This is a genomic window from Saccharopolyspora sp. MMCC62 (assembly GCF_057736575.1).
Genome location: NZ_JBYKCM010000016.1, coordinates 1 through 18234, shown reverse-complemented (window position 1 = coordinate 18234; position 18234 = coordinate 1). Strand labels below are relative to the sequence as shown.

The following is an 18234-nucleotide window of genomic DNA, read 5'->3' as shown; positions in this document are numbered from 1 at the left end:
TTCAGGACGTGAGCAGCAGGACGCCGCCGGTCAGCAGCGCGATCAGCTTGCCGACCTCCAGCGCGACGTAGGCGAGGTGGGCGTGCGAGCGCGGTGGCTCCTGCCCGGCGAGCACGGCCCGCGTCCGCCGGCCCAGCACCGGCCGCACCAGCAGCAGTTGCACCACCAGCGCCGCCACGGCGAGCCCCGACGCGACCCGGGCCGCGACCGGCGGCGTCCGCGCGGCGAGGCAGCTCAGCAGGACCAGCGCGAGCACGAGCTCGACGGCGTTGAGCGCGCGGAACACCAGCCGTCCGATGCCCAGCCCGATCGGCACCGTCACCCCGGGCGCGCGGAACTTCAGCGGGGCCTCGACGAACGAGATCGCGAGCACCATGCCGATCCAGGTGAAGGTGACGGCCGCCGCGACCGCCCACGCGGTCACCCCCGCTCCGCGGGGGCGAGGTGCGCCACGCACAGGTCGGGCGCCACGAACGCGTCGAGCCGATCGACGGTCACCGGCGAACCCGTCGCCGCCGCGACGCCCTGCATGAGCCCGAGGTGCACCTGGCACACGACCTGCCGCTGCTGCTCGGCGAGTTCCAGGAAGGGGCAGTGCCGCAGCCCGATCTCCGCGCCTCCCGCACGCGACTCGGGCCGGAATCCGAGCCGGTCGAGCACTCCGGTCAGGTGCTCGACGGCGTCCGGGCGGGTGGGCCGCGGGGTGTCGCCCGCGAGCCGCGCGCCCCAGCGCCGCCCGGCATCGCCCGCGCTGCGCACCGGATCCGGGGACTGCGCGAGCTCGTCGACGAGGATGCCCGCGAGCAGCCGGTACTCGCGCTGCCCTGCCGGGTCCATGCCCGGCTTGGCGCGGAACAGCAGCGGCGGCCGCCCGGGGCCGGAGCGCCGCGCGTCGACCCGCTCCACCTGCCCGGTGCCGACCAGTGCGTCCAGGTGGAACCGGGCCGTGTTCGGGTGCACCCGCAGCCGTGCGGCGAGTGCGGTGATGTCCCACGTCGTGCGGGACTCCCGCAGCAGCGCCAGCACTTCCCGCCGCCGCCCGGACGGTGCCGGGGCCGGGTTCCCACCCATGACGATCTCCTCCCGTGGTGGCCGTGAGCGCGGGCCGGGTGAGGTGCCCTGGTTCCGCTGCCGGTCCTGGCCGTAGAGTTTATACAACCGATCGTTGTGGAAACAGGCCCGGGAGGCCCCATGCCCGAGCAGGAGCTCGACGTCCGCGCGCTGCCGGAGCCGCGGAAGCACCCCGCGATCTTCGGCGCCTTCGCCGCGCTCGCCCCCGGTGCGGCGGTCGTCCTGGTCGACGACCACGATCCGCAGCCCCTGCGCGGCGAGTTCGAAGCGGACTTCCCCGGTGGCTTCAGCTGGGAGTACCTGGCCGAGGGTCCGCAGGAGTGGCGGGTGCGCATCGGCAGGCTGCACTCCACGCCGCTGCCCCGGATCCTGTGCGACACCGGCGATCTGGGCGGCACCGGCGACCTGGGCGATGATCCCGACGCGGCGGGTGCGGTGTGGGCGCTGCCGGTCCGCGACCGCGACCTGGACTCCAACGTCATCCAGCTGCCCGCGGGCCGGAAGATCGACGCGCACGCCGGGCCCGACCTCGACGTGCTGATCCACGTGCTGCGCGGAACGGGAACGCTGCGCACCGAAGGCGGCGACGTCCCCCTCGCTCCCGGCGTGCTGCTCTGGCTGCCGAAGCGCTCGCGCCGCGAATTCCTCGCCGGGGAGTCCGGGCTCCGCTACCTGACGGTCCACCAGCGCCGCAAGGCCCTCACCATCGAAGGGCTCACCCACTCCGGCCGCTGACCCCGTGGCGCGACGTCCCGCGAGCGCGGGGCCACGACGGAGCACACGGGGAAGGCCGTCCGATTCGACGGTGCGGGCGCGGAATGCGACGACGCCGGGCGGCGGACGGTGAGGCCGGCGGGACTCGAACCCGCACTGGCTAGGACCTAAACCTAGTGCCTCTGCCAATTGGGCTACGGCCCCCAGTGCGCACCAGCCTAACGGTTGGTGATGTCCGTTGTGTCCCCGGCCGGGTGGTTCGGCGAGCGGTGCGTGCCTCGACTCGGGGAACGGTCGGTGGGTCCGGGCCGGACGTGTGATCTACGGTGTCACCAGCCAGGTGAACATGGAGGAGGACGGCGTGGCTCGTGATCCGGACGCCATTCAGCGCGACATCGAGAAGGCACGGGACTCACTGGCCGTGACACTGGACGAGTTGAGCACCAAAGCGGACCCCAAGCGGTTCGTGGAGTCCGGTAAGGCCAGCGTGCAGGAGAAGTTGAACGACCCGCGGGTGCGCTACGCGATGATCGGGGTCGGCGCACTGGTCGCCGTCATCGTCGTGCGCAAGATCTTCCGCTGAGCCGCGTGGCGTGCGTCCGCGGGGTCACGGCCCTGCTGGGCGCACGACCGCGGCCGCCCCGCGGTGCGCGGTGCCGTCCCGGGTGACGCGCACGATCGTGCCGAACCGGTTGTCCCAGCGATCGATGAGCCGCCGCTGCAGCTCCTTCCACCGCGTCCGCCCGCCCGCGTCCCAGCTGGGCACCGCGCAGCGCACGCAGGCCCCCGAGTTCGGGCCGACGACCTCCCAGACGACCTCGCCGCTGGTGATGGTGGTCCCCGGCCCCCAGCCCAGTTCCGCGAACGGCGCCACGGCCAGCTCCAGGTGCACGTTCGGGCGGAACCGCAGCAGGTCCACCGGCGCGCCCAGGTCGGCGGCCAGCGCGTCCAACGTGGACTGCACGGTGATCAGCACCGTCGGCCCGCGATCCTGGTTCCCCGGCTCGCTGCGCAGGTGCAGCGGAATCCCCAGCGAACCGGTGAGCGCCGCGGGCAGCCGCGGATCCGACCAGTCCCACGCGGTGCCGTCCGGGGAGTGCAGCGTCGGCCCGGGCCCCGGATCCACGACCTCCGCGCCGTAGCTCCCGGACCAGTGCAGCAGCGCCGGGTTCTGCCGCACCGTCAGCACCGAACCGGCGCGCCGCGCGCGCTCGTCGACGAGGACGTGCGCCCGGTCGCCGGCCATGCCGCGCTCGTCGAACCGGGCCGCGGGCACGGCTTCACCGCGCAACGACTTCACCGGCCAGCGGTGCATCCGCGCGATGGTCCCGCGGAGCACGCCGCTCACACGGCGCGGTGCAGCAGCGGCAGCAGCGCGTCGTCCAGCAACCGGTCCACGAACCGGGAGTCCAGCGGTTCCCCGGTGAGCATCAGGCGGTGCAGCAGCGCGGCACCGGCGAGCTCCACCACCGTGTCCATCGGCGCCTGCGCGTTGATCTCGCCGCGCCGCACGCCGCGCTCCACGATGCGCCGCAGCACGTCGCGCTGCGGCAGCAGGAACGATTCGCGGAACGCCGCCGCCAGTTCGCGTTCGTGCGGGAGTTCCCCGACCAGGGCCTGCGCCGCCTTCCCCGCCGGGCCGGTGAGGAACGCCGCGAACGCGCGGAGGAACTCACCGAGGTCCCCCGGCACGCTGCCGGTGTCCGGTTCCGGGATGTTGCGCTGCACCAGCTCGTTGCAGGTGTCGATCACCAGGTCGAGCTTCGATTCCCAGCGCCGGTAGATCGTGGCCTTGCCCGCTCGGGCCCTGGCGGCGACGGCGTCCATCGTCAGCGCGCGGTAGCCGACCTCGGCGAGCACTTCCATCGCCGCGGTGCGCAGGGCGGCGTCGCGCGTGGCGTCCCGCGGCCGGCCGCGTCCGGGGGACCGTCCGGTCCCGTCGGGCAAGCTGCTGGTCGGTGCGTTCACGGCGACCATCCTAGGGAGAAGTGACGGGGGAGTGGTGTCCACCGGGCCCTCCGGGTGATCGTCCCGAACCAGGGCGCCGGGAACCGGATCACCGCGCGGCGTGCGCGCTGGCGGTGTCGGCGGCGGCCGCGGCCTGGCGGGTCGCCTCGTCGGACAACCCGTGCCGCGCCTGCAGATAGGCGGTGCTGAACGCGAAACCATCGCCGTTGAGCAGGTGGATCACGACGCGGCCGGTCGGGTTCGGCGCCAAGTGCTCGATGAGCTGGTCGGCCTGGTCCCGGGCGGCGATGAGGCCGGGTGCGCGGGCGGTGCGGGTCGTCTGCCCCGTCGAAACGGTGACCGACCAGTCGTCGCCGTCCGGCACGTAGTTGGCCGTGATGTGTCCCGTTGCCATGTTGCCTCCCCGTCGGCGCTGTTGCGGGCCGGTCACGCGCGCACCGCCCGGGTTGGCGCTCCTGCTCGGCGGGCGCCGCAGCCGCGGACGGTGGCTCGGCGTCACCTCACGCGTGACAGCCGACTCTACGGGTTAGCCGTGGTCGAGGTCTGCGGGCCGGTCGATATCGAAACCTTCCGAGACGCCATCGCACCTCACCAGGGTGACGGCGTGATCACGAAGGTAACCGCGCGCACCCGCATCTCCGACGGCCGTCGCCGCGGCCCCCCGCCAGTGCGTGCGGCCCAGCAACACAGGGTGACTGCGACGCTGGTCGAGTGATGCGGCGGCGAGGGCGTCCGGAGCGGCGTGCGCGGCCACCCGGCGCACCGCCTCCGGCGTCACGCCCGGCATGTCCACCGGCAGGAACAGCGCGGCGGGCACGTCCGCGGATTCCGCTGCGAGAGCGGTGAGACCGGCCCGGAACGAGGAACCCATCCCGCTGTCCCAGTCCGGATTGGACACCACCTCGACGCCCCGCAGCTCCGCCGCCGCCCGCACCTCCGCCTCGGCCGCGCCCAGCACCACGAGCACCGGTGCGCAACCACCCTCGGTGAGCACTCGCGCCGCGCGGTCGACCAGGAGGGTGCCGCGGTACTCGACGAGCGCCTTCGGCATCCCGAACCGGCGACCCGCTCCCGCGGCCAGCACCACCCCAGCGACCCGCATGCCCCGAACCCTACCGAGGCGCGGAGTGAACGGACCGTTCGTCCGATCCCGCTGGATGAACGGTCCGCTCACCCGAACCCGGCGCAGCGGCCGCGCGGGGTCAGTAGTCGACCCGGTCCGCCTTCGCCAGCCACCGCTCGAACGGCACCGCCCGCTCGGCCAGCGCCACCTGCCGGACGTCGGTCGGCCACGGCTGCTCGGGATGCCGGAACAGGTCGTGGAAGGCGCGGTCGTCGAACCCGCCGCGCGCCGCGTCCTCGCGGTCCGCGGCGTACACGACGCGGTCGACCCGCGCCCACAGCGCCGCACCGAGGCACATCGGGCACGGTTCGCAGGAGCTGACCAGCACGCACCCGTCGAGCCGGAACCCGCCGAGTTCCCGGCAGGCGCGGCGGATCGCGGTGATCTCGGCGTGCGCGGTCGGATCGAGCTCGCCGGTGACGAGGTTGGTGCCGGTGGCGACGACCCGCCCGGCGCGCAGCACGAGCGCTCCGAACGGTCCGCCGCCGTCGCTGACGCTGCCGGTGGCGAGCGCGACGGCTTCCGCGGCCCAGCGGGCCTCGGCGGTTTCGGTCGACGGCACGGGGTTCTCCAGCGGGCTCAGACGATGTGGTGCGGTGCCACGGGAACGTGGGTGAGGGCTCTGCCGGTGGCGGCGCGGATCGCGGCGACCACGGCGGGCGTGCTGGAGATCGTCGGCGGCTCGCCGACTCCGCGCACCCCGTAGGGCGCGTTCGGATCGCCGCGCTCGATGACGTCGGTCTCCATCGGCGGCATGTCGAGGATGGTGGGAATGAGGTAGTCGGTGAACGACGCGTTGCGCATGGCGCCGTCGACGACCTGGACCTCCTCCATGACGGCGAGTCCGAGCCCTTGCGCGCTGCCGCCGTGGATCTGCCCGAGGACGGCGTCGGGGTTGACGGCCTTCCCGACGTCCTGCACGCAGTCGAGCCGCACGACCTTCACGAGCCCGAGTTCGACGTCGACGTCGACGACGGCGCGGTGCGCGGAGAACGCGTGCTGCACCTGGGCGCGTTCGCTCGCCCCGGACGCGTCCAGGGGGAACGTGGCGCGGTGGTGGTATTCGCGGGTGTGCTCGACGGGCCCGTCGCCGAGCACCTCGGCGAGTTCGGCGAGCACGCCCGCCGTCGCGGACACGATCTTCCCGCCTTGCAGGGACAGCGCGGCCGGCGTGACGCCGTGCAGTTCGGCGGCCCGCAGCAGCACGGCGTCGCGCACCGCGGCGCAGGCGGCCTGCACGGCCCCGCCGGTGACGTAGGTCTGCCGGGACGCGGAGCTGGACCCGGCGGGGCCCGCGGAGGTGTCGTTGGGGTGGATGGTGACGCGTTCGACGCCGAGTTCGGTACGGGCGATCTGCTGCTGCACGGTCACGAGGCCCTGCCCGACCTCGGCGGCCGCGGTGTGCACCTCGGCGAGCGGCTCACCGCCGACGAGGGCGAGCCGGACGCGGGCCGTGGAGTAGTCGTCGGCGCCTTCGGAATAGCAGATGTTCTTGATGGTCACGCCGTACCCGATGCCGCGCACCACCCCTTCGCCGCGGGTGGTGTTGGCGACCCCGCCGGGCAGTTCCCGCACGTCCCGCTCGCCGCCGTCCGCGGGCAGCGGGATGGCGCGGAGCCGCCGCAGCAGTTCCGCGACGGGCGCCGGGTGGTCGATCCGCTGCCCGGTGGGCAGGGTGTCGCCTTCGGCGAGGGCGTTGCGGATGCGCAGCTCGGCCGGATCGATGCCGAGTTCGGCGGCGAGCCGGTCCAGCTGCGATTCGTAGGCGAACGTGGGCTGCACCGCGCCGAGCCCGCGCATCGCCCCGCACGGCGGGTTGTTCGTGTACAGGCCCCAGGCCTCGACGTCCACGTTCGGCACCCGGTAGGGGCCGACGCCGAGCGTCGTCGCGTTCCCCACCACGACGGGGGTCTTGGACGCGTAGGCGCCGCCGTCGAAGTACTGCCGCGCCTTCACGTACACCAGCTCGCCGTCGCGGGTGGCGCCGTGCTCGTAGTACATCGTCGCGGGATGCCGGTGCACGTGGCCGTGGAACGATTCCTCGCGCCCGTACACCATCTTCACCGGTCTTCCGGTGCGCAGCGCCAGCAGGCACACGTGCACCTGGATCGACAGGTCTTCGCGCCCGCCGAACGCGCCGCCCACCCCGGACAGCGTCATCCGCACCAGCTCCGGATCGAGGCCGAGCGCGGCGGCGGTCTGCGCGCGGTCCGAGTGCAGGTCCTGGGTGGCGAGGTACAGGTCGACGCCGCCGTCGTCGGCGGGGATCGCCAGCCCGGCCTCGGGGCCGAGGAACGCCTGGTCCTGCATGCCGACGGTGTAGGTGCCGGAGACGACGACGTCGGCGACCGCATCCGGATCCCCCTTGCGGATCACCTGGTGGCGCACCACGTTCCCGCCGGGGTGCAGCGGCGGCAGCGCCGTGTCGTGCGCGGCGAGTTCCGCGTCGGTGCTGGCGGGCAGCACCTCGTAGGCCACGTCGATGCGGTCCAGGGCGCGGCGCGCGAGCTCCGGGTGCTCGGCGGCGACCAGCGCCACCGGTTCGCCCCGGTAGCGCACCACGTCCTCCGCGAGCACCGGCTGGTCCTGCTGCTTCACGCCGTACCGGTTGCGGCCGGGCACGTCGGCGGCGGTGAGCACGGCCCGCACCCCCGGCAACCGCAGCGCCGCGGTCACGTCGATCGAGGTGATGCGCGCGTGCGGGTGCGGGCTGCGCAGCGTCGCGCCCCACAGCATGTGCTCCGCCCACAGGTCGGAGGCGAACGCGAATTCGCCGCGCACCTTCAGCGTGCCGTCGGGACGCGGCGGCGATTCCCCGATGCCGCCCGCGATGCCGGTGTCGAGGTGCTGCGGAGTGCGCGTGGGGCCGCTCATCGGGCCACCTCCCCGGATCGTGCCTCGGATCGGGTGCGGAGCCTGCTGCTCGCGGCGCGCAGCTCGCGCGCCGAGTCCACTTCGGACGCCGCGGTGCGGGCACCGTCCTCGACGATGCGCCGCGCGCCGCGCGGCAGCGGCCGCACCGGGACGGGCCGGTCAGGCATCGCCGGCCTCCCGCCGGGCGGCGAGCCGCACCGCGTCCAGGATCTTCTCGTACCCGGTGCACCGGCAGAGGTTCCCGGCCAACGCCTCCCGAATCTCCACGTCCGACGGGCTCGGCCGCCGCCGCAGCAGATCGGTGGCCTGCACCAGCAGGCCCGGCGTGCAGAACCCGCATTGCACCGCGCCCGCGTCCAGGAACGCCCGCTGCACCGGGTTGAGCCGGTCGCCGTCCGCGAGTCCCTCCACGGTGACCACCTCGCGGCCCTCCACCTGCCCGGCCGCGACCAGGCACGCGCACACCGCGACCCCGTCCAAGGTCACCGTGCACGAACCGCACTCGCCCTGCTCGCACGCGTTCTTCGAACCGGGCAGGCCGAGCCGTTCCCGCAGCACGTACAGCAGGCTCTCGCCCTCCCACACGTCGTCGGCCTGCTGCCGCCGCCCGTTGACGGTGAAGTTCACGCGCATGACCGCCTCCCGCTCCGGTGCTCGTCCCACACCCGCTGCACCGTCCGGCGGGCCAGCACGGCCAGCGCGTGCCTGCGATATCCGGCGGTGCCGCGCACGTCGTCGATGGGGTGCGCCGCGGCCGCCACGAGCGCACCGAACCGGCGCACCACCAGGTCCGGCAGGATCCGCGGCCGCTCCCACCCGTCGCTCGCGGTGAGCTCCGCCGCCAGGAAGTCCTCGGCCGCGGTGGCGCGGAACGGCACCGGGCCCGCCGAACCCACCCCGGTACCGACCCGCCGCCGGCCCGGGTCCAGCGCGATCGCGAACGCGCACACCGCGATCACCATCGCGTTGCGGGTGCCGACCTTCGCGAACTGCTGCGGGCCCGCTGCGGGCGGCACGTGCACCGCCGCGATCAGCTCGTCCGGGGCCAGCGCGGTCCGCTTCGGACCGGTGAAGAACTCCGCGACCGGCAGCGTCCTGGTGCCGCGCACCGAGGCCACCTCGATCCGCGCGTCCGCGGCCAGCAGCGGCGGATGCCCGTCCCCGGCGGGGGACGCCGAACCGAGGTTGCCGCCCAGCGTCCCCCGATTGCGGATCTGCGGGGAACCCACGGTGCGCGACGCCGTCGCCAGGCCCGGGAGCCGGTCGCCCAGCTCCTCGATCAGCCGCGCGTAGGGCAGCAGGGCGCCGATGCGCAGCAGCCCGTCCGACTCCGACCAGTCCTGCTCGGCGCCGGTGGCGGTGAGGTCCAGCAGCGCCGCCGGCCGGTCGTGCCCGAAGTTCAGCCCCACCAGCACGTCCGTGCCGCCCGCCAGCACGGTCGCGTCCGGGCGGGCCGCCCGGAGTTCCAGGGCCTCGCGCCACGAGGTCGGTCGCAGGAAGTCCACGGCGCTTCCTCCCGTCGCTCGTCGACGAGAGCCGCACCGGCCGCGGCCCGTCGCCGAGGGTCGTCGTCCCAGTACACAACCCGCGAGCGGAACTCGACCAGCGGTGGAAAGCCCGAAATGCCGGACGGGTGAACACCCGCCCCTCGTGCGTTCCTACGAACCGGGTGAACGGACCGTTCGTCCGACCTGACGGGACGAACGGTCCGTTCACCCGGACAGATCGCCGTCCCTGTCCGGCTCGCCACCCCCGCTCCGCCCCCGACCCCGGTTCGAAGTGAACGGACCGTTCGTCCGACGTGCTGGGACGAACGGTCCGTTCACCCCGAACGAGCGCGAGACCGTCTCCGCTGCTGGTGGAGTGAACGGACCGTTCGTCCGGCTCTATCGGACGGACGGTCCGTTCACTCGAAACCCCCGCGGCGTTGCGGAGGGGCGCGCCGCCGCCGCCCAGCCGCCCAGCCCGGACGGAGTGAACGGACCGTTCGTCCCACGGGATCGGACGAACGGTCCGTTCACTCCATCCCGCCGGATATCTCCACAGCCCGCCTCCGACGGTGCAGAGTGAGCGGCGTGCACCTGAGCGATCTCGTCGACGACCCGGAGCTGGGTCTGACGCTGCTCACCGACTCGACCGACCCGGTGCTCCGCGGCGTGTACGTCACCGACCTGCTCGACCCGCGCCGCTACCTGAGCGGCGGCGAGCTGGTGATCACCGGCTTGATGTGGCGGGCGAGCCCGGCGGATTCGGCCCGGTTCGCCGCCCACCTGGCTGCGGCGGGCGTGGCGGCGGTCGCCGCGGGCACGGCACGGCTCGGCAGCACCCCGCCGGATCTGGTGGCGGCCTGCCGCGAGCACGGTCTCCCGCTGCTGGAGGTGCCGGTCGCGGTGAGCTTCAGCGCCCTGTCCGAGCGGGTGCTGGACGCGCACCGCGCGGCGGGCCGGGGCTGGGTGCCGGCGCTGGCGGCGGGCGCGGGGCTGGACGAGGTGCTGGGGCTGGCGTCGGCGGAGCTGGGCACCGGCTGCTGGGTGGTGTCGGGCGCGGGCGCGGTGCTGGCGGGCCCGCCGGAGCCGCCCGCGGCCGAGGCGCTGCGGCCGGGCCTGTCGGGCACGGCCCGCCTCGTCGAGTGGTCGGTGCACCCGGTCGGCGGCGGCCGGGAGCCGCGGCTCGCCCGCTGGTTCGTGGTGTCCCGCGCCGGTGCGGTCCCGCCGGAGGCGCTCGCGGAGCTGGCCACCGTGGTCGCGCTGGTGCGCACCCGCGTGGATCAGGCCCGCCGGATCGCGGGTCGTTCCGCGGAGTCGGCGTTGCGCAGGCTGCTCGACGGCACGTCGAGCGCGGCGGAGGTGGCGGCGCGGCTGGACGCGGCGGGTCTGCCGGTGGGGGAGCCGCTGCGGGTGGTGCAGGTGTCGGTGTCCGGTGGCGCGGCGCGTTCGGCGGCGGTGCTGCGCGAGCTGGCGGCGGCGACGGGCCTGCCGTGGGTGGCGGCGCCGTTGGGCGAGGTGGCGACGGCGGTGTTCGCGGACGAGGAGTCGCGGCTGGCGCGGCTGCCCTCGCGGTTCCGCGAGTTCGCCGCTCTCGCGGAGCCGGAGGTCGGGTTGCGAGCGGGCATCAGCGATGTCGCCGCCGCGGACGGGTTGCGCTCGGCAGTGGAGGAAGCGGGCCACGCGCGGCGGCTCGCGCAGCTGTCGCCCGATGCGGTGGTGGTGACGGCGGATGCGCTCGCCTCGCACCGGGTGCTGCTGGCGTCGGTGCCGGAGGAGCTGCGCCGGTCCTACCGGGACAAGTTGCTGGGCCCGCTGCTGGCGTACGACGAGGCGCACGCCGCGGACCTGGTGCGCACGCTGCGGGTGTTCCTGGAGTGCTCGGGTTCGTGGTCGCGGTGCGCCGCCCGGTTGCACGTGCACGTGAACACGTTGCGGTACCGGATCGGCCGGGTCGAGCAGATCACCGGGCGGGAGCTCGGAAACCTCTCCGCGCGCGTGGATTTCCACCTCGCACTGCAACTTCTCGACGACGGCCCGTCCTGATCGGCCGCTGCGTCGTGTGAGTGGTCACAAACGCCCGTCCGGCCCGGGGGGTTTCACCCGATCGGTTCGTAATCGGGTGCGTCGACCGGTACCGTGCTTGGTCGGCCGCCACCCCGGCGGCCGGAGCGACGCGAAGCCACGGAGGTAACGGGATTGACCGATCAGTCCGCCACCACCGGTGTGACGGACCGCCCGAGCGACGGCGACGTCGCCGGAACCGCGGCACGTTCCGCTGAACGCATCCGGGAACACCTGGACGGCGCGGTACCCGGCACCCCTTGCCTGGTGATGGACCTGACCGCAGTGCGGGAGCGCTACGCGGAACTGCGAGCCGCACTGCCGGACGCGCGGATCTGCTACGCGGTCAAGGCCAACCCGATGCCCGAGGTCATCGCCGCGCTCGTCGAGCTCGGCTCCTCCTTCGACGTCGCCAGCCCCGGCGAGATCGACCTCTGCCTCCAGCAGGGCGCCGACCCGGCGACGATCTCCTACGGCAACACCATCAAGAAGCGCGCCGACATCGCCCGCGCCCACGCGCAAGGCGTCCGGCTGTTCGCCACCGACAGCGAAGCCGACCTCACCACCATCGCCGAAGCCGCACCCGGCGCGAGCGTGTTCTGCCGCGTGCTCGTCGCCAACGACGGCTCGCGAACCCCGTTCGGCCGCAAGTTCGGCTGCACCCCCGACACCGCCGTCCGGCTGCTCGTCCGCGCCGCCGAGCTCGGCCTCGACCCGTGCGGCGCGTCCTTCCACATCGGATCGCAGCAACACGACACCGCGGCCTGGGAGCACGGCATCGCCGCCGTGCGGCAGGTGTTCCGCGGCGCCGCCGAACACGGCGTCCGCCCGCGCCTGGTCAACCTCGGCGGCGGGCTGCCCGCGCACTACACCGATGCCGTGCCGCCGCTGGCCGACTACGCGCGGAGCATCGAGCGCGCCCTCGACCGCGACTTCGGCGCCGACCGGCCCGAACTGCTCGTCGAACCCGGCCGCCGCCTCGTCGGCGACGCGGGCGTGCTGCGCAGCGAGGTCGTCCTCGTCGCCCCGGACTCCGACGGCGAACGGCGCTGGGTCTACCTCGACGTCGGCCGCTACAACGGGCTCGCCGAGACCGAGGGCGAGGCGATCACCTACCGGCTGCGCACCTCCCGCGACGGCGACCCGACCGGCCCGGTCGTGCTCGCCGGCCCCACCTGCGACGGCGACGACGTCATCTACCAGCGCACCCGCTACGAGCTGCCGTTGACGCTGCGCGCCGGGGACACCGTGGACCTGCTCAGCGCCGGTGCCTACACCGCCAGCTACGCCTCGGTCGGCTTCAACGGCTTCCCGCCGCTGCCGACCTACTGCATCGACGGGCACGAGCGACCCTGACCGCTGCGGCACGCCCGTGCCACAGCGGTGCGCCCCGCCGATGCGCGAACACGAACGTTCCCCGCGAAATCTGCGAAATGTTGGGAGGTCGATAGATGTCGATTGATGCCGGAACCCTGCAACCCGTCGGTCTGTTCACCGGGCAGCACGTACTCGCCGAGCTCGACGGTGTGGACGCGCAACTGCTCGACGACGAGCAGTTCCTGCGGGACACCCTGCACAGCGCGCTGAGCCGCTCGCAGGCCACCGTGTGCCAGGTGATCGCCAAGCGGTTCGAACCGCAGGGCGTCACAGTGCTGGCACTGCTATCGGAATCCCATGCGTCGCTGCACACTTATCCCGAAGAGGGATCGATCTTCATCGACGTGTTCACCTGCGGGAACACCGCGCAGCCGGAGCGAGCGGTCGAACTGCTCGCCGAAGCGCTGCGGCCCGCGTCGGTGAACACCCGGACGATCCGCCGGGGCCGGGACTACGACCCGGAACTGGTCTCGTGAGCGGTCCGCCGGCTCGCCGACCGCGAGCCGGCGGAAATCACTCCACACTGGACACTCAATGCCCGCCACCCGGGCGCCACGACGAGGAGGAGCACCGTTGATCGAAATCGACGGGCAGCGTTGGGTCAGCGAACCCATGGGCGCCGACATGCGGCGGCTGTGGCGCGTCGATGACGTGATCTGGGAAGGCGACACCCCCTACCAGCACGTGCTCATCGGCCGCACCGACCAGGGCGTCTCGCTGTTCTGCGACGACGACCGGCAGAGCACCGAGTTCTCCCAGCTCGTCTACCACGAAGCCATGCTGGTCCCCGGATTCCTGCTCGCCGCGAACCTGGACCGGGTGCTCATCATCGGCTCCAGCGAAGGCGTCGCCAGCCAGCTCGCCGTCGCCGCCGGAGCCACCCGCGTCGACCACGTCGACATCGACGAGGACTGCGTGCGGGCCTGCGCCGAGCACCTGCCCTACGGCTACACCACCGACGAGATCCCCGCGCTGCAACGCGGCGACGGACCGATCACCCTGCACTTCGGCGACGGCGTCGCCTTCCTCGACCAGGCCCCGCCGGAAGGCTACGACCTCGTCGTCGTCGACCTCCCCGACGAACGCGCCGACGACGCCGACGGCCAGCACAACCGGCTCTACGGCCTCGAATTCCTGCAGCGCTGCCAAACGGTCCTCGCCCCCGGCGGCGTCGTCGCGTTCCAAGCGGGCTGCCCCACCGTGTGGCGCAACGAAACGCTGATCCGCGCCTACAACCGGTTCCGCTCGGTGTTCGAGAGCGTCACCTACTTCGGCTCCGACGAGCACGAGTGGGCGTTCCTGTTCGGCCGCGCCGAACCGGTCGACGACCCCACCAACCTCATGCTGGAGAACCTCCCGAACAGCGAGTACCAGCCGCGCACCATCGACGACGCCAGCCTCATCGGCTGCACCGTCCCGCCCTACTCGGTGCGCAACCAGGGCTGAGCGAACAGCGGAAGAGCCCGCCGGATCACCCGATCCGGCGGGCTCTTCGCACGTCCGGCCTCAGCGGAACTGCAGGTACGGGTGCAGCCCGGGAGCACCGGTGCGCGCGCCGAACCACTGCTCGAACGCGATGCCCCGCTCCCGCAACTCCCCCTCCCACGCCGAGTTCACCGCGTCGTCCGACTGCCGCGCGTCCACCTCGTACAAGAGCTCGTGGGCGGTGTCGTCGAACGCGGCCGCTCCGAACGCCGCGAAGATCGGCGTGCTCCGCGACCAGTCCAGCAGCTCCGCCGCATCCAGCAGCACCTGCGCCTCGTGCACCAGCAGCCGCAGCGCCAGCGCCTCCGCCACGCACTGCGGCGGCGTCCACACCGGCTCCGACAGGCGGGTCGCCACCGCCGCCGACGCCAGCAGGAACGCGCGCGCGAACGCCGAGTCGTAGCGGGCGCCGTAGCAGGGCGGCAGCTCCGAGAGCACCAGCAGGCCCTGCGCCTCGTCCACCGTCGCGTTGTTGATGGACAGCGACAGCTCGTCGTAGAAGATCTCGTCGGTCACCACCCACACCGCGTGGATCAGCGCACCCGCGGCCAGCCGCGCCGCCGACTCGTCCGCATCCGGGACCGCGAAGGCCTCCGGGCCGAACGCGCGCAACCGGGGCGCGCACTCCAGCAGCGTCTCCCGCCAGTGCTTCGCCTCCACCGCGGGCTCCGCGGCCCCCAGCGCCTCCTCCACGGCCAGCTCCAGCTCGCTGGAGTCGTCCGGGGTGCGCACGTCCGCCGCGGCCAGGCTCTGGTTGAACTCGTCCTCGGTGATCCGCACCTTCGACTCGGCCACCGACCAGCCGCTGAGCTCGTCGATCTCGCCGAGCAGCTCGTCGAGCACCGTCGCCGCCGCCCACTCCGCCGCCACCAGCGACGGCGCGTCCAGCACCAGCACCACCGTCGTCCGGTCCGGACCCGGGGAGATCCGGAAGTCCAGCACGTCGATGTCGGCCTGGTCCGGCCCGGTGACGCCCTCCACGAGCGCGAGCCTGCGGTCGAGCAACGCGACCACGCCCTGCTGCTGCAACTCGTCCAGCCCCTGCACCGCCACCGGCGGTTCGAGCACCGCCGTCACCACGTAGTCCACCGCTGCTGCCTCTCCATTCCCGGACCCACCGAATGGTACGTGCCACTGCTCCCGGAGAGCCCCCTGCGCCACCGCGGCGGAACGCGGGATCATCACCTGGTGACGACGACGGTGGCGGTGTTCGGCAGCTGCAACATGGACCTGGTGGCCTACGTGGGAACCGCCCCGAAGCGCGGGGAAACCGTGCTCGGGCGCGAATTCCGCACCGACCCGGGAGGAAAGGGCGCGAACCAGGCGGTCGCGGCCGCCCGCGCGGGCGCCACGGCGCTGATGATCGGCGCGGTGGGGGAGGACGAACTGGGGAACGGGCTGCGCGAGGCATTGCGCGGCTTCGGCGTCGATGTGCGCGGCCTGCGCACCGTCCCCGGAAACAGCGGGACCGCGCATATCGTCGTGGACGACGACGGCGGAAACGCGATCGTCGTGGTCCCGGGAGCCAATGCGACCGTCGATTCGCTCGCACCCGGCGATGCCGATCTGATCGCGAGTTCCGGGGCGCTCCTGTTGCAGCTGGAGATCCCGTTCACCGGGGTCGAATCCGCCGCCGCGGCCGGGCGCGCCGCCGGAGTTCCGGTGATTCTCACGCCCGCACCCGCCGCGGAACTGTCCGCCGCGTTGCTGGCGAACGTGGACGTGCTGGTGCCGAACGAACACGAAGCCGCCGTCCTCACCGGATGCGACGATCCGGACGAGGCGTTGCGGGAATTGGTGAAACGAGTACCGGAAGTGATCATCACGCTCGGTGCCGCCGGTTCGCTCTACGGCAATGCGGCGGGGGAGGTGCTCCGGTCGCCCGCACACCGCGTGCGAGCCGTGGACACGACCGCGGCGGGGGACACCTTCGTCGGCGTCTTCGCGGCGGCGCGCGCCGGGGGAGCGGAAGTGCGGGAAGCGCTGGCGACCGCCTCGGCCGCATCAGCGCTGGCGGTGGGGCGCCACGGCGCCATGTCGTCGATGCCGGCGGAACAGGAGATCAGGGAGTTCCGCGGCTGAGCGCGGAAGCGGGGTGGAATGTCGCGGACGCCGCCGACCGGAGAAATGTCCGATCCCGCACGGGCGGCGCCGCGCGACATCCCGATCGCCTCACTTGGCCTTGTCGTAGGCGTCCACGATCTCCGAGGGAATGCGTCCTCGATCCGACACCTGCATGCCCTGCTCCCGGGCCCATTCCCGAATCGCCTGGTTGCGTTCCCGGTCGGCGGCCGTGGGAGCGGCGGCGGCCTTGCCCACCTTGCCCGCCGCGCGCTTGCGGCCCCCGGTGCGGCGTGCGGCGGAGACGTACGACGCCAACGAGTCCCGCAGTTTCGCTGCGTTGTCGGCGGACAGGTCGATCGTGTAGTCGACCCCGTCCAGGCTGAACTCGACCGTCGACTCTGCTTCCGACCCGTCGACGTCGTCGACGAGCTGCACGGTGACCTTCTGCGCCACTGAAAACCCTCGATTCCGGTTCGTTATTGCTGGCCTTCGCGCAAGAGCGTACGAAGAACGTTCTGAACAATAAACCGTTGTTGCGAAAATGTGCCACCCTGGGTCCGTCGAGCACTGACCGTGAGTGCCGGAACGCTGTTGTGACCGCGTTGTGCTTCAGATTACTTTCTCGATTTCGCGGCCGATCGGCTACGGTGTGTTGCGGGTGGTTCGCCCGGGGACCCGGCATCGCGGGGTCGACGGTGCCCCCGCACGGCGGTTCTCAACGGCCGGTGGTGCTGTTCTATCGTTGACGCGAGACAACAGCGATGCCGCGTGCTACAACGTGGGCCAGGGTCGCAGGAGTCTCGCCTGCAGGTGTCGCGGATCGAGACGGGGCACGTTCCCGAGACAGGTGATCATGGCCGAGCGGATTCAGGTCGAACTCGTCGACGACATAGACGGGTCGCCAGCCCAGCAGACCGTTACTTTCGCGCTGGACGGCGTGACCTACGAAATCGACTTGAGCGAACGGCACGCGCAACGCCTGCGCGGAGTCTTCGCCCGGTACATCGAGCGGGCGCGCGTTCCCGAGCGGGAGCAGTCCCCCGCCGCGGCCAAGCGCCAGGAACGGGATGAGCGCGACGCCCGCCAGGCGAATCGGCAGCTGACCGAGCAGATTCGCGGCGCCGCACAACGGAGCAAGGACCGGTTGCACAAGCAGCACGAACCGGAAGCGGACGAACAGGCCGAGGCCGAACCCGTGCTCGCGGTGGAACCGCGCGAACCGGAACAGGCCGCCCCGGAAGCTCCGCGCCCGCAGGAGGAACGGCCGAACGGCACCGCCACTTCGGTCTCGCTGCCGCAATTCTCGTCCGCAGTGGACTGAGCCGGTACCGGTGGTCTCGGCCGGTCGCGTTCCCGGCGCCGGGGCGCAACCGGCCCCGAACGCAGAAGAACCGCATCGTGGTGATCCGCGATGCGGTTCTTCGTCTTTCCGGGACCGTCGTCTTTCCGGACCGGTCGCTCCGCTGCCGCCTCCCCCGCGCGCGGAACGCGCGCTCCTCAGTCCGCCGCGCGGTGCCTGCGCCCTTTCCCGCGACCGCCGGCGTCGGCGTGCTGGGTGGCCGCCGGTTCGGCGGCCGACGACTCGGCGCTCTCCGTGAGCGCCGCGGCGAACTCGGGTGGGGCGCTGAGGCCCCAGTTGCTCGCTTCCGGGTCGATCAGCTGCTGCTGCAACTCGGTGTAGATGGGTGTGGAGTCCACGGTTACCCCCTGCCTCTTGGTCGGCGAGCACGCTACCCGCGCGCGGCGCGCATCAGCGCGCGAAACGCACCGCGATCACTCGATGGAGGTCGCCGGAGTTCCGGCGGTCGGCGGACCGGTGTCGTGGTGCGCGATGGTCCCGCAGCAAGCCGCCATCTGGGTGAAGCTGCAATGACCTGCGGTTTTCGCGTTAATGGGGGGTGGTGTTCAGGCCCGTTTCAGGCCCGTGTAGATTTCTTTCTGCCAGCACGGAACGGGCCGAAAACGAATCGGGCCGGGTGCGGCGGGGGTTGCGAAACGGGCTTCCAGGTG

General features: G+C 72.8%; 22 protein-coding genes and 1 tRNA gene. 8 read left to right on the top strand and 15 right to left on the bottom strand.

From position 1 onward, the window contains the following. Position 1 precedes the first annotated feature (1 nt). Both AC29IT_RS27145 and AC29IT_RS27140 read right to left on the bottom strand, forming a co-directional pair. Positions 2–376: a hypothetical protein gene (locus AC29IT_RS27145; protein WP_358438488.1), complete on the bottom strand. Its 375-nt coding sequence runs from the start codon at positions 374–376 to the stop codon at positions 2–4. Positions 377–420: 44 nt separating this feature from the next. After that, complete coding sequence (locus tag AC29IT_RS27140; protein WP_358438351.1) at positions 421–1071, bottom strand: helix-turn-helix transcriptional regulator; 651 nt, start codon at positions 1069–1071, stop codon at positions 421–423. A gap of 120 nt (positions 1072–1191) precedes the next feature. Between AC29IT_RS27140 and AC29IT_RS27135 the strand changes: the two genes are divergently transcribed. Then, entirely contained in the window at positions 1192–1806 is a 615-nt protein-coding gene (locus tag AC29IT_RS27135) for a DUF2249 domain-containing protein (RefSeq protein WP_358438348.1), read from the top strand. A 109-nt stretch (positions 1807–1915) separates the two neighbouring features. On the opposite strand, the gene AC29IT_RS27130 is transcribed toward AC29IT_RS27135, so the two are convergent. Further along, positions 1916–1989, bottom strand: a tRNA-Leu gene (locus AC29IT_RS27130). A 157-nt stretch (positions 1990–2146) separates the two neighbouring features. On the opposite strand from AC29IT_RS27130, the gene AC29IT_RS27125 reads away from it, so the two are divergent. Further along, positions 2147–2368, top strand: a complete 222-nt coding sequence (locus tag AC29IT_RS27125) for a DUF3618 domain-containing protein (RefSeq protein WP_224960620.1) — start codon at positions 2147–2149, stop codon at positions 2366–2368. A gap of 24 nt (positions 2369–2392) precedes the next feature. On the opposite strand, the gene AC29IT_RS27120 is transcribed toward AC29IT_RS27125, so the two are convergent. From AC29IT_RS27120 to AC29IT_RS27080, 9 genes are all read right to left on the bottom strand, one after another. Beyond that, positions 2393–3124, bottom strand: a complete 732-nt coding sequence (locus AC29IT_RS27120; protein ID WP_488220557.1) for an MOSC domain-containing protein — start codon at positions 3122–3124, stop codon at positions 2393–2395. A 5-nt stretch (positions 3125–3129) separates the two neighbouring features. Next, positions 3130–3753: a TetR/AcrR family transcriptional regulator gene (locus AC29IT_RS27115; RefSeq protein ID WP_358438343.1), complete on the bottom strand. Its 624-nt coding sequence runs from the start codon at positions 3751–3753 to the stop codon at positions 3130–3132. 88 nt (positions 3754–3841) lie between these two features. After that, positions 3842–4147: a hypothetical protein gene (locus AC29IT_RS27110; RefSeq protein WP_224960604.1), complete on the bottom strand. Its 306-nt coding sequence runs from the start codon at positions 4145–4147 to the stop codon at positions 3842–3844. 132 nt (positions 4148–4279) lie between these two features. Further along, positions 4280–4855 (bottom strand): nucleotidyltransferase family protein, encoded by a 576-nt coding sequence (locus AC29IT_RS27105; RefSeq protein ID WP_488220556.1) that lies wholly within the window; start codon positions 4853–4855, stop codon positions 4280–4282. 100 nt (positions 4856–4955) lie between these two features. Continuing rightward, positions 4956–5438 (bottom strand): nucleoside deaminase, encoded by a 483-nt coding sequence (locus tag AC29IT_RS27100; RefSeq protein ID WP_488220555.1) that lies wholly within the window; start codon positions 5436–5438, stop codon positions 4956–4958. 17 nt (positions 5439–5455) lie between these two features. Beyond that, positions 5456–7750, bottom strand: coding sequence for a xanthine dehydrogenase subunit D (gene pucD / locus AC29IT_RS27095; RefSeq protein WP_488220554.1), 2295 nt, complete (start codon positions 7748–7750; stop codon positions 5456–5458). Beyond that, the gene (locus tag AC29IT_RS27090; RefSeq protein ID WP_488220553.1) at positions 7747–7917 is read right to left on the bottom strand and encodes a hypothetical protein; all 171 of its coding nucleotides are present in this window, start codon (positions 7915–7917) and stop codon (positions 7747–7749) included. Before AC29IT_RS27090 ends, pucD begins: the two co-directional genes overlap by 4 nt. Then, positions 7910–8383 (bottom strand): (2Fe-2S)-binding protein, encoded by a 474-nt coding sequence (locus AC29IT_RS27085; protein ID WP_358438328.1) that lies wholly within the window; start codon positions 8381–8383, stop codon positions 7910–7912. The genes AC29IT_RS27090 and AC29IT_RS27085 overlap by 8 nt, the downstream gene beginning before the upstream one ends. Then, positions 8374–9255 carry an FAD binding domain-containing protein gene (locus tag AC29IT_RS27080; RefSeq protein ID WP_488220552.1) on the bottom strand — a complete coding sequence of 294 codons (882 nt, stop codon included), beginning with the start codon at positions 9253–9255 and terminating at the stop codon, positions 8374–8376. Before AC29IT_RS27080 ends, AC29IT_RS27085 begins: the two co-directional genes overlap by 10 nt. Positions 9256–9825: 570 nt before the next feature. Here AC29IT_RS27080 and AC29IT_RS27075 point away from each other — a divergent pair. The 4 genes from AC29IT_RS27075 to AC29IT_RS27060 all read left to right on the top strand — a co-directional run bounded on the left by AC29IT_RS27075 (position 9826) and on the right by AC29IT_RS27060 (position 14121). Beyond that, on the top strand, positions 9826–11280 hold the full coding sequence (locus AC29IT_RS27075) for a helix-turn-helix domain-containing protein (RefSeq protein WP_488220551.1): 1455 nt from the start codon (positions 9826–9828) through the stop codon (positions 11278–11280). Between the two features lie 153 nt (positions 11281–11433). Next, positions 11434–12654, top strand: a complete 1221-nt coding sequence (locus AC29IT_RS27070) for a type III PLP-dependent enzyme (protein ID WP_488220550.1) — start codon at positions 11434–11436, stop codon at positions 12652–12654. A 95-nt stretch (positions 12655–12749) separates the two neighbouring features. Further along, entirely contained in the window at positions 12750–13151 is a 402-nt protein-coding gene (speD, locus tag AC29IT_RS27065; protein WP_358438318.1) for an adenosylmethionine decarboxylase, read from the top strand. A 97-nt stretch (positions 13152–13248) separates the two neighbouring features. Then, positions 13249–14121 (top strand): spermidine synthase, encoded by an 873-nt coding sequence (locus AC29IT_RS27060; protein ID WP_488220549.1) that lies wholly within the window; start codon positions 13249–13251, stop codon positions 14119–14121. 60 nt (positions 14122–14181) lie between these two features. Here the strand turns inward: AC29IT_RS27060 and AC29IT_RS27055 are convergent, their stop codons facing one another. Beyond that, positions 14182–15249, bottom strand: coding sequence for a hypothetical protein (locus tag AC29IT_RS27055; protein WP_488220548.1), 1068 nt, complete (start codon positions 15247–15249; stop codon positions 14182–14184). 111 nt (positions 15250–15360) lie between these two features. Here AC29IT_RS27055 and AC29IT_RS27050 point away from each other — a divergent pair, with 111 nt between their 5' ends. Continuing rightward, on the top strand, positions 15361–16242 hold the full coding sequence (locus tag AC29IT_RS27050) for a ribokinase (RefSeq protein ID WP_488220547.1): 882 nt from the start codon (positions 15361–15363) through the stop codon (positions 16240–16242). A 90-nt stretch (positions 16243–16332) separates the two neighbouring features. On the opposite strand, the gene AC29IT_RS27045 is transcribed toward AC29IT_RS27050, so the two are convergent. Further along, the gene (locus tag AC29IT_RS27045; RefSeq protein WP_358438307.1) at positions 16333–16677 is read right to left on the bottom strand and encodes a histone-like nucleoid-structuring protein Lsr2; all 345 of its coding nucleotides are present in this window, start codon (positions 16675–16677) and stop codon (positions 16333–16335) included. A 400-nt stretch (positions 16678–17077) separates the two neighbouring features. On the opposite strand from AC29IT_RS27045, the gene AC29IT_RS27040 reads away from it, so the two are divergent. After that, entirely contained in the window at positions 17078–17545 is a 468-nt protein-coding gene (locus AC29IT_RS27040; protein ID WP_488220608.1) for a histone-like nucleoid-structuring protein Lsr2, read from the top strand. Positions 17546–17721: 176 nt separating this feature from the next. Here AC29IT_RS27040 and AC29IT_RS27035 read toward each other — a convergent pair whose 3' ends face one another. Continuing rightward, complete coding sequence (locus tag AC29IT_RS27035; protein ID WP_358438301.1) at positions 17722–17922, bottom strand: hypothetical protein; 201 nt, start codon at positions 17920–17922, stop codon at positions 17722–17724. Positions 17923–18234 lie beyond the last annotated feature (312 nt).

Bases quoted from the DNA above. Each gene is read 5' to 3' on its own strand.
- AC29IT_RS27145 (WP_358438488.1), bottom strand. From the start codon at position 376: ATGGTGCTCGCGATCTCGTTCGTCGAGGCCCCGCTGAAGTTCCGCGCG.
- AC29IT_RS27140 (WP_358438351.1), bottom strand. From the start codon at position 1,071: ATGGGTGGGAACCCGGCCCCGGCACCGTCCGGGCGGCGGCGGGAAGTG.
- AC29IT_RS27135 (WP_358438348.1), top strand. From the start codon at position 1,192: ATGCCCGAGCAGGAGCTCGACGTCCGCGCGCTGCCGGAGCCGCGGAAG.
- AC29IT_RS27110 (WP_224960604.1), bottom strand. From the start codon at position 4,147: ATGGCAACGGGACACATCACGGCCAACTACGTGCCGGACGGCGACGAC.
- AC29IT_RS27105 (WP_488220556.1), bottom strand. From the start codon at position 4,855: ATGCGGGTCGCTGGGGTGGTGCTGGCCGCGGGAGCGGGTCGCCGGTTC.
- pucD (WP_488220554.1), bottom strand. From the start codon at position 7,750: ATGAGCGGCCCCACGCGCACTCCGCAGCACCTCGACACCGGCATCGCG.
- AC29IT_RS27090 (WP_488220553.1), bottom strand. From the start codon at position 7,917: ATGCCTGACCGGCCCGTCCCGGTGCGGCCGCTGCCGCGCGGCGCGCGG.
- AC29IT_RS27085 (WP_358438328.1), bottom strand. From the start codon at position 8,383: ATGCGCGTGAACTTCACCGTCAACGGGCGGCGGCAGCAGGCCGACGAC.
- speD (WP_358438318.1), top strand. From the start codon at position 12,750: ATGTCGATTGATGCCGGAACCCTGCAACCCGTCGGTCTGTTCACCGGG.
- AC29IT_RS27040 (WP_488220608.1), top strand. From the start codon at position 17,078: ATGGCCGAGCGGATTCAGGTCGAACTCGTCGACGACATAGACGGGTCG.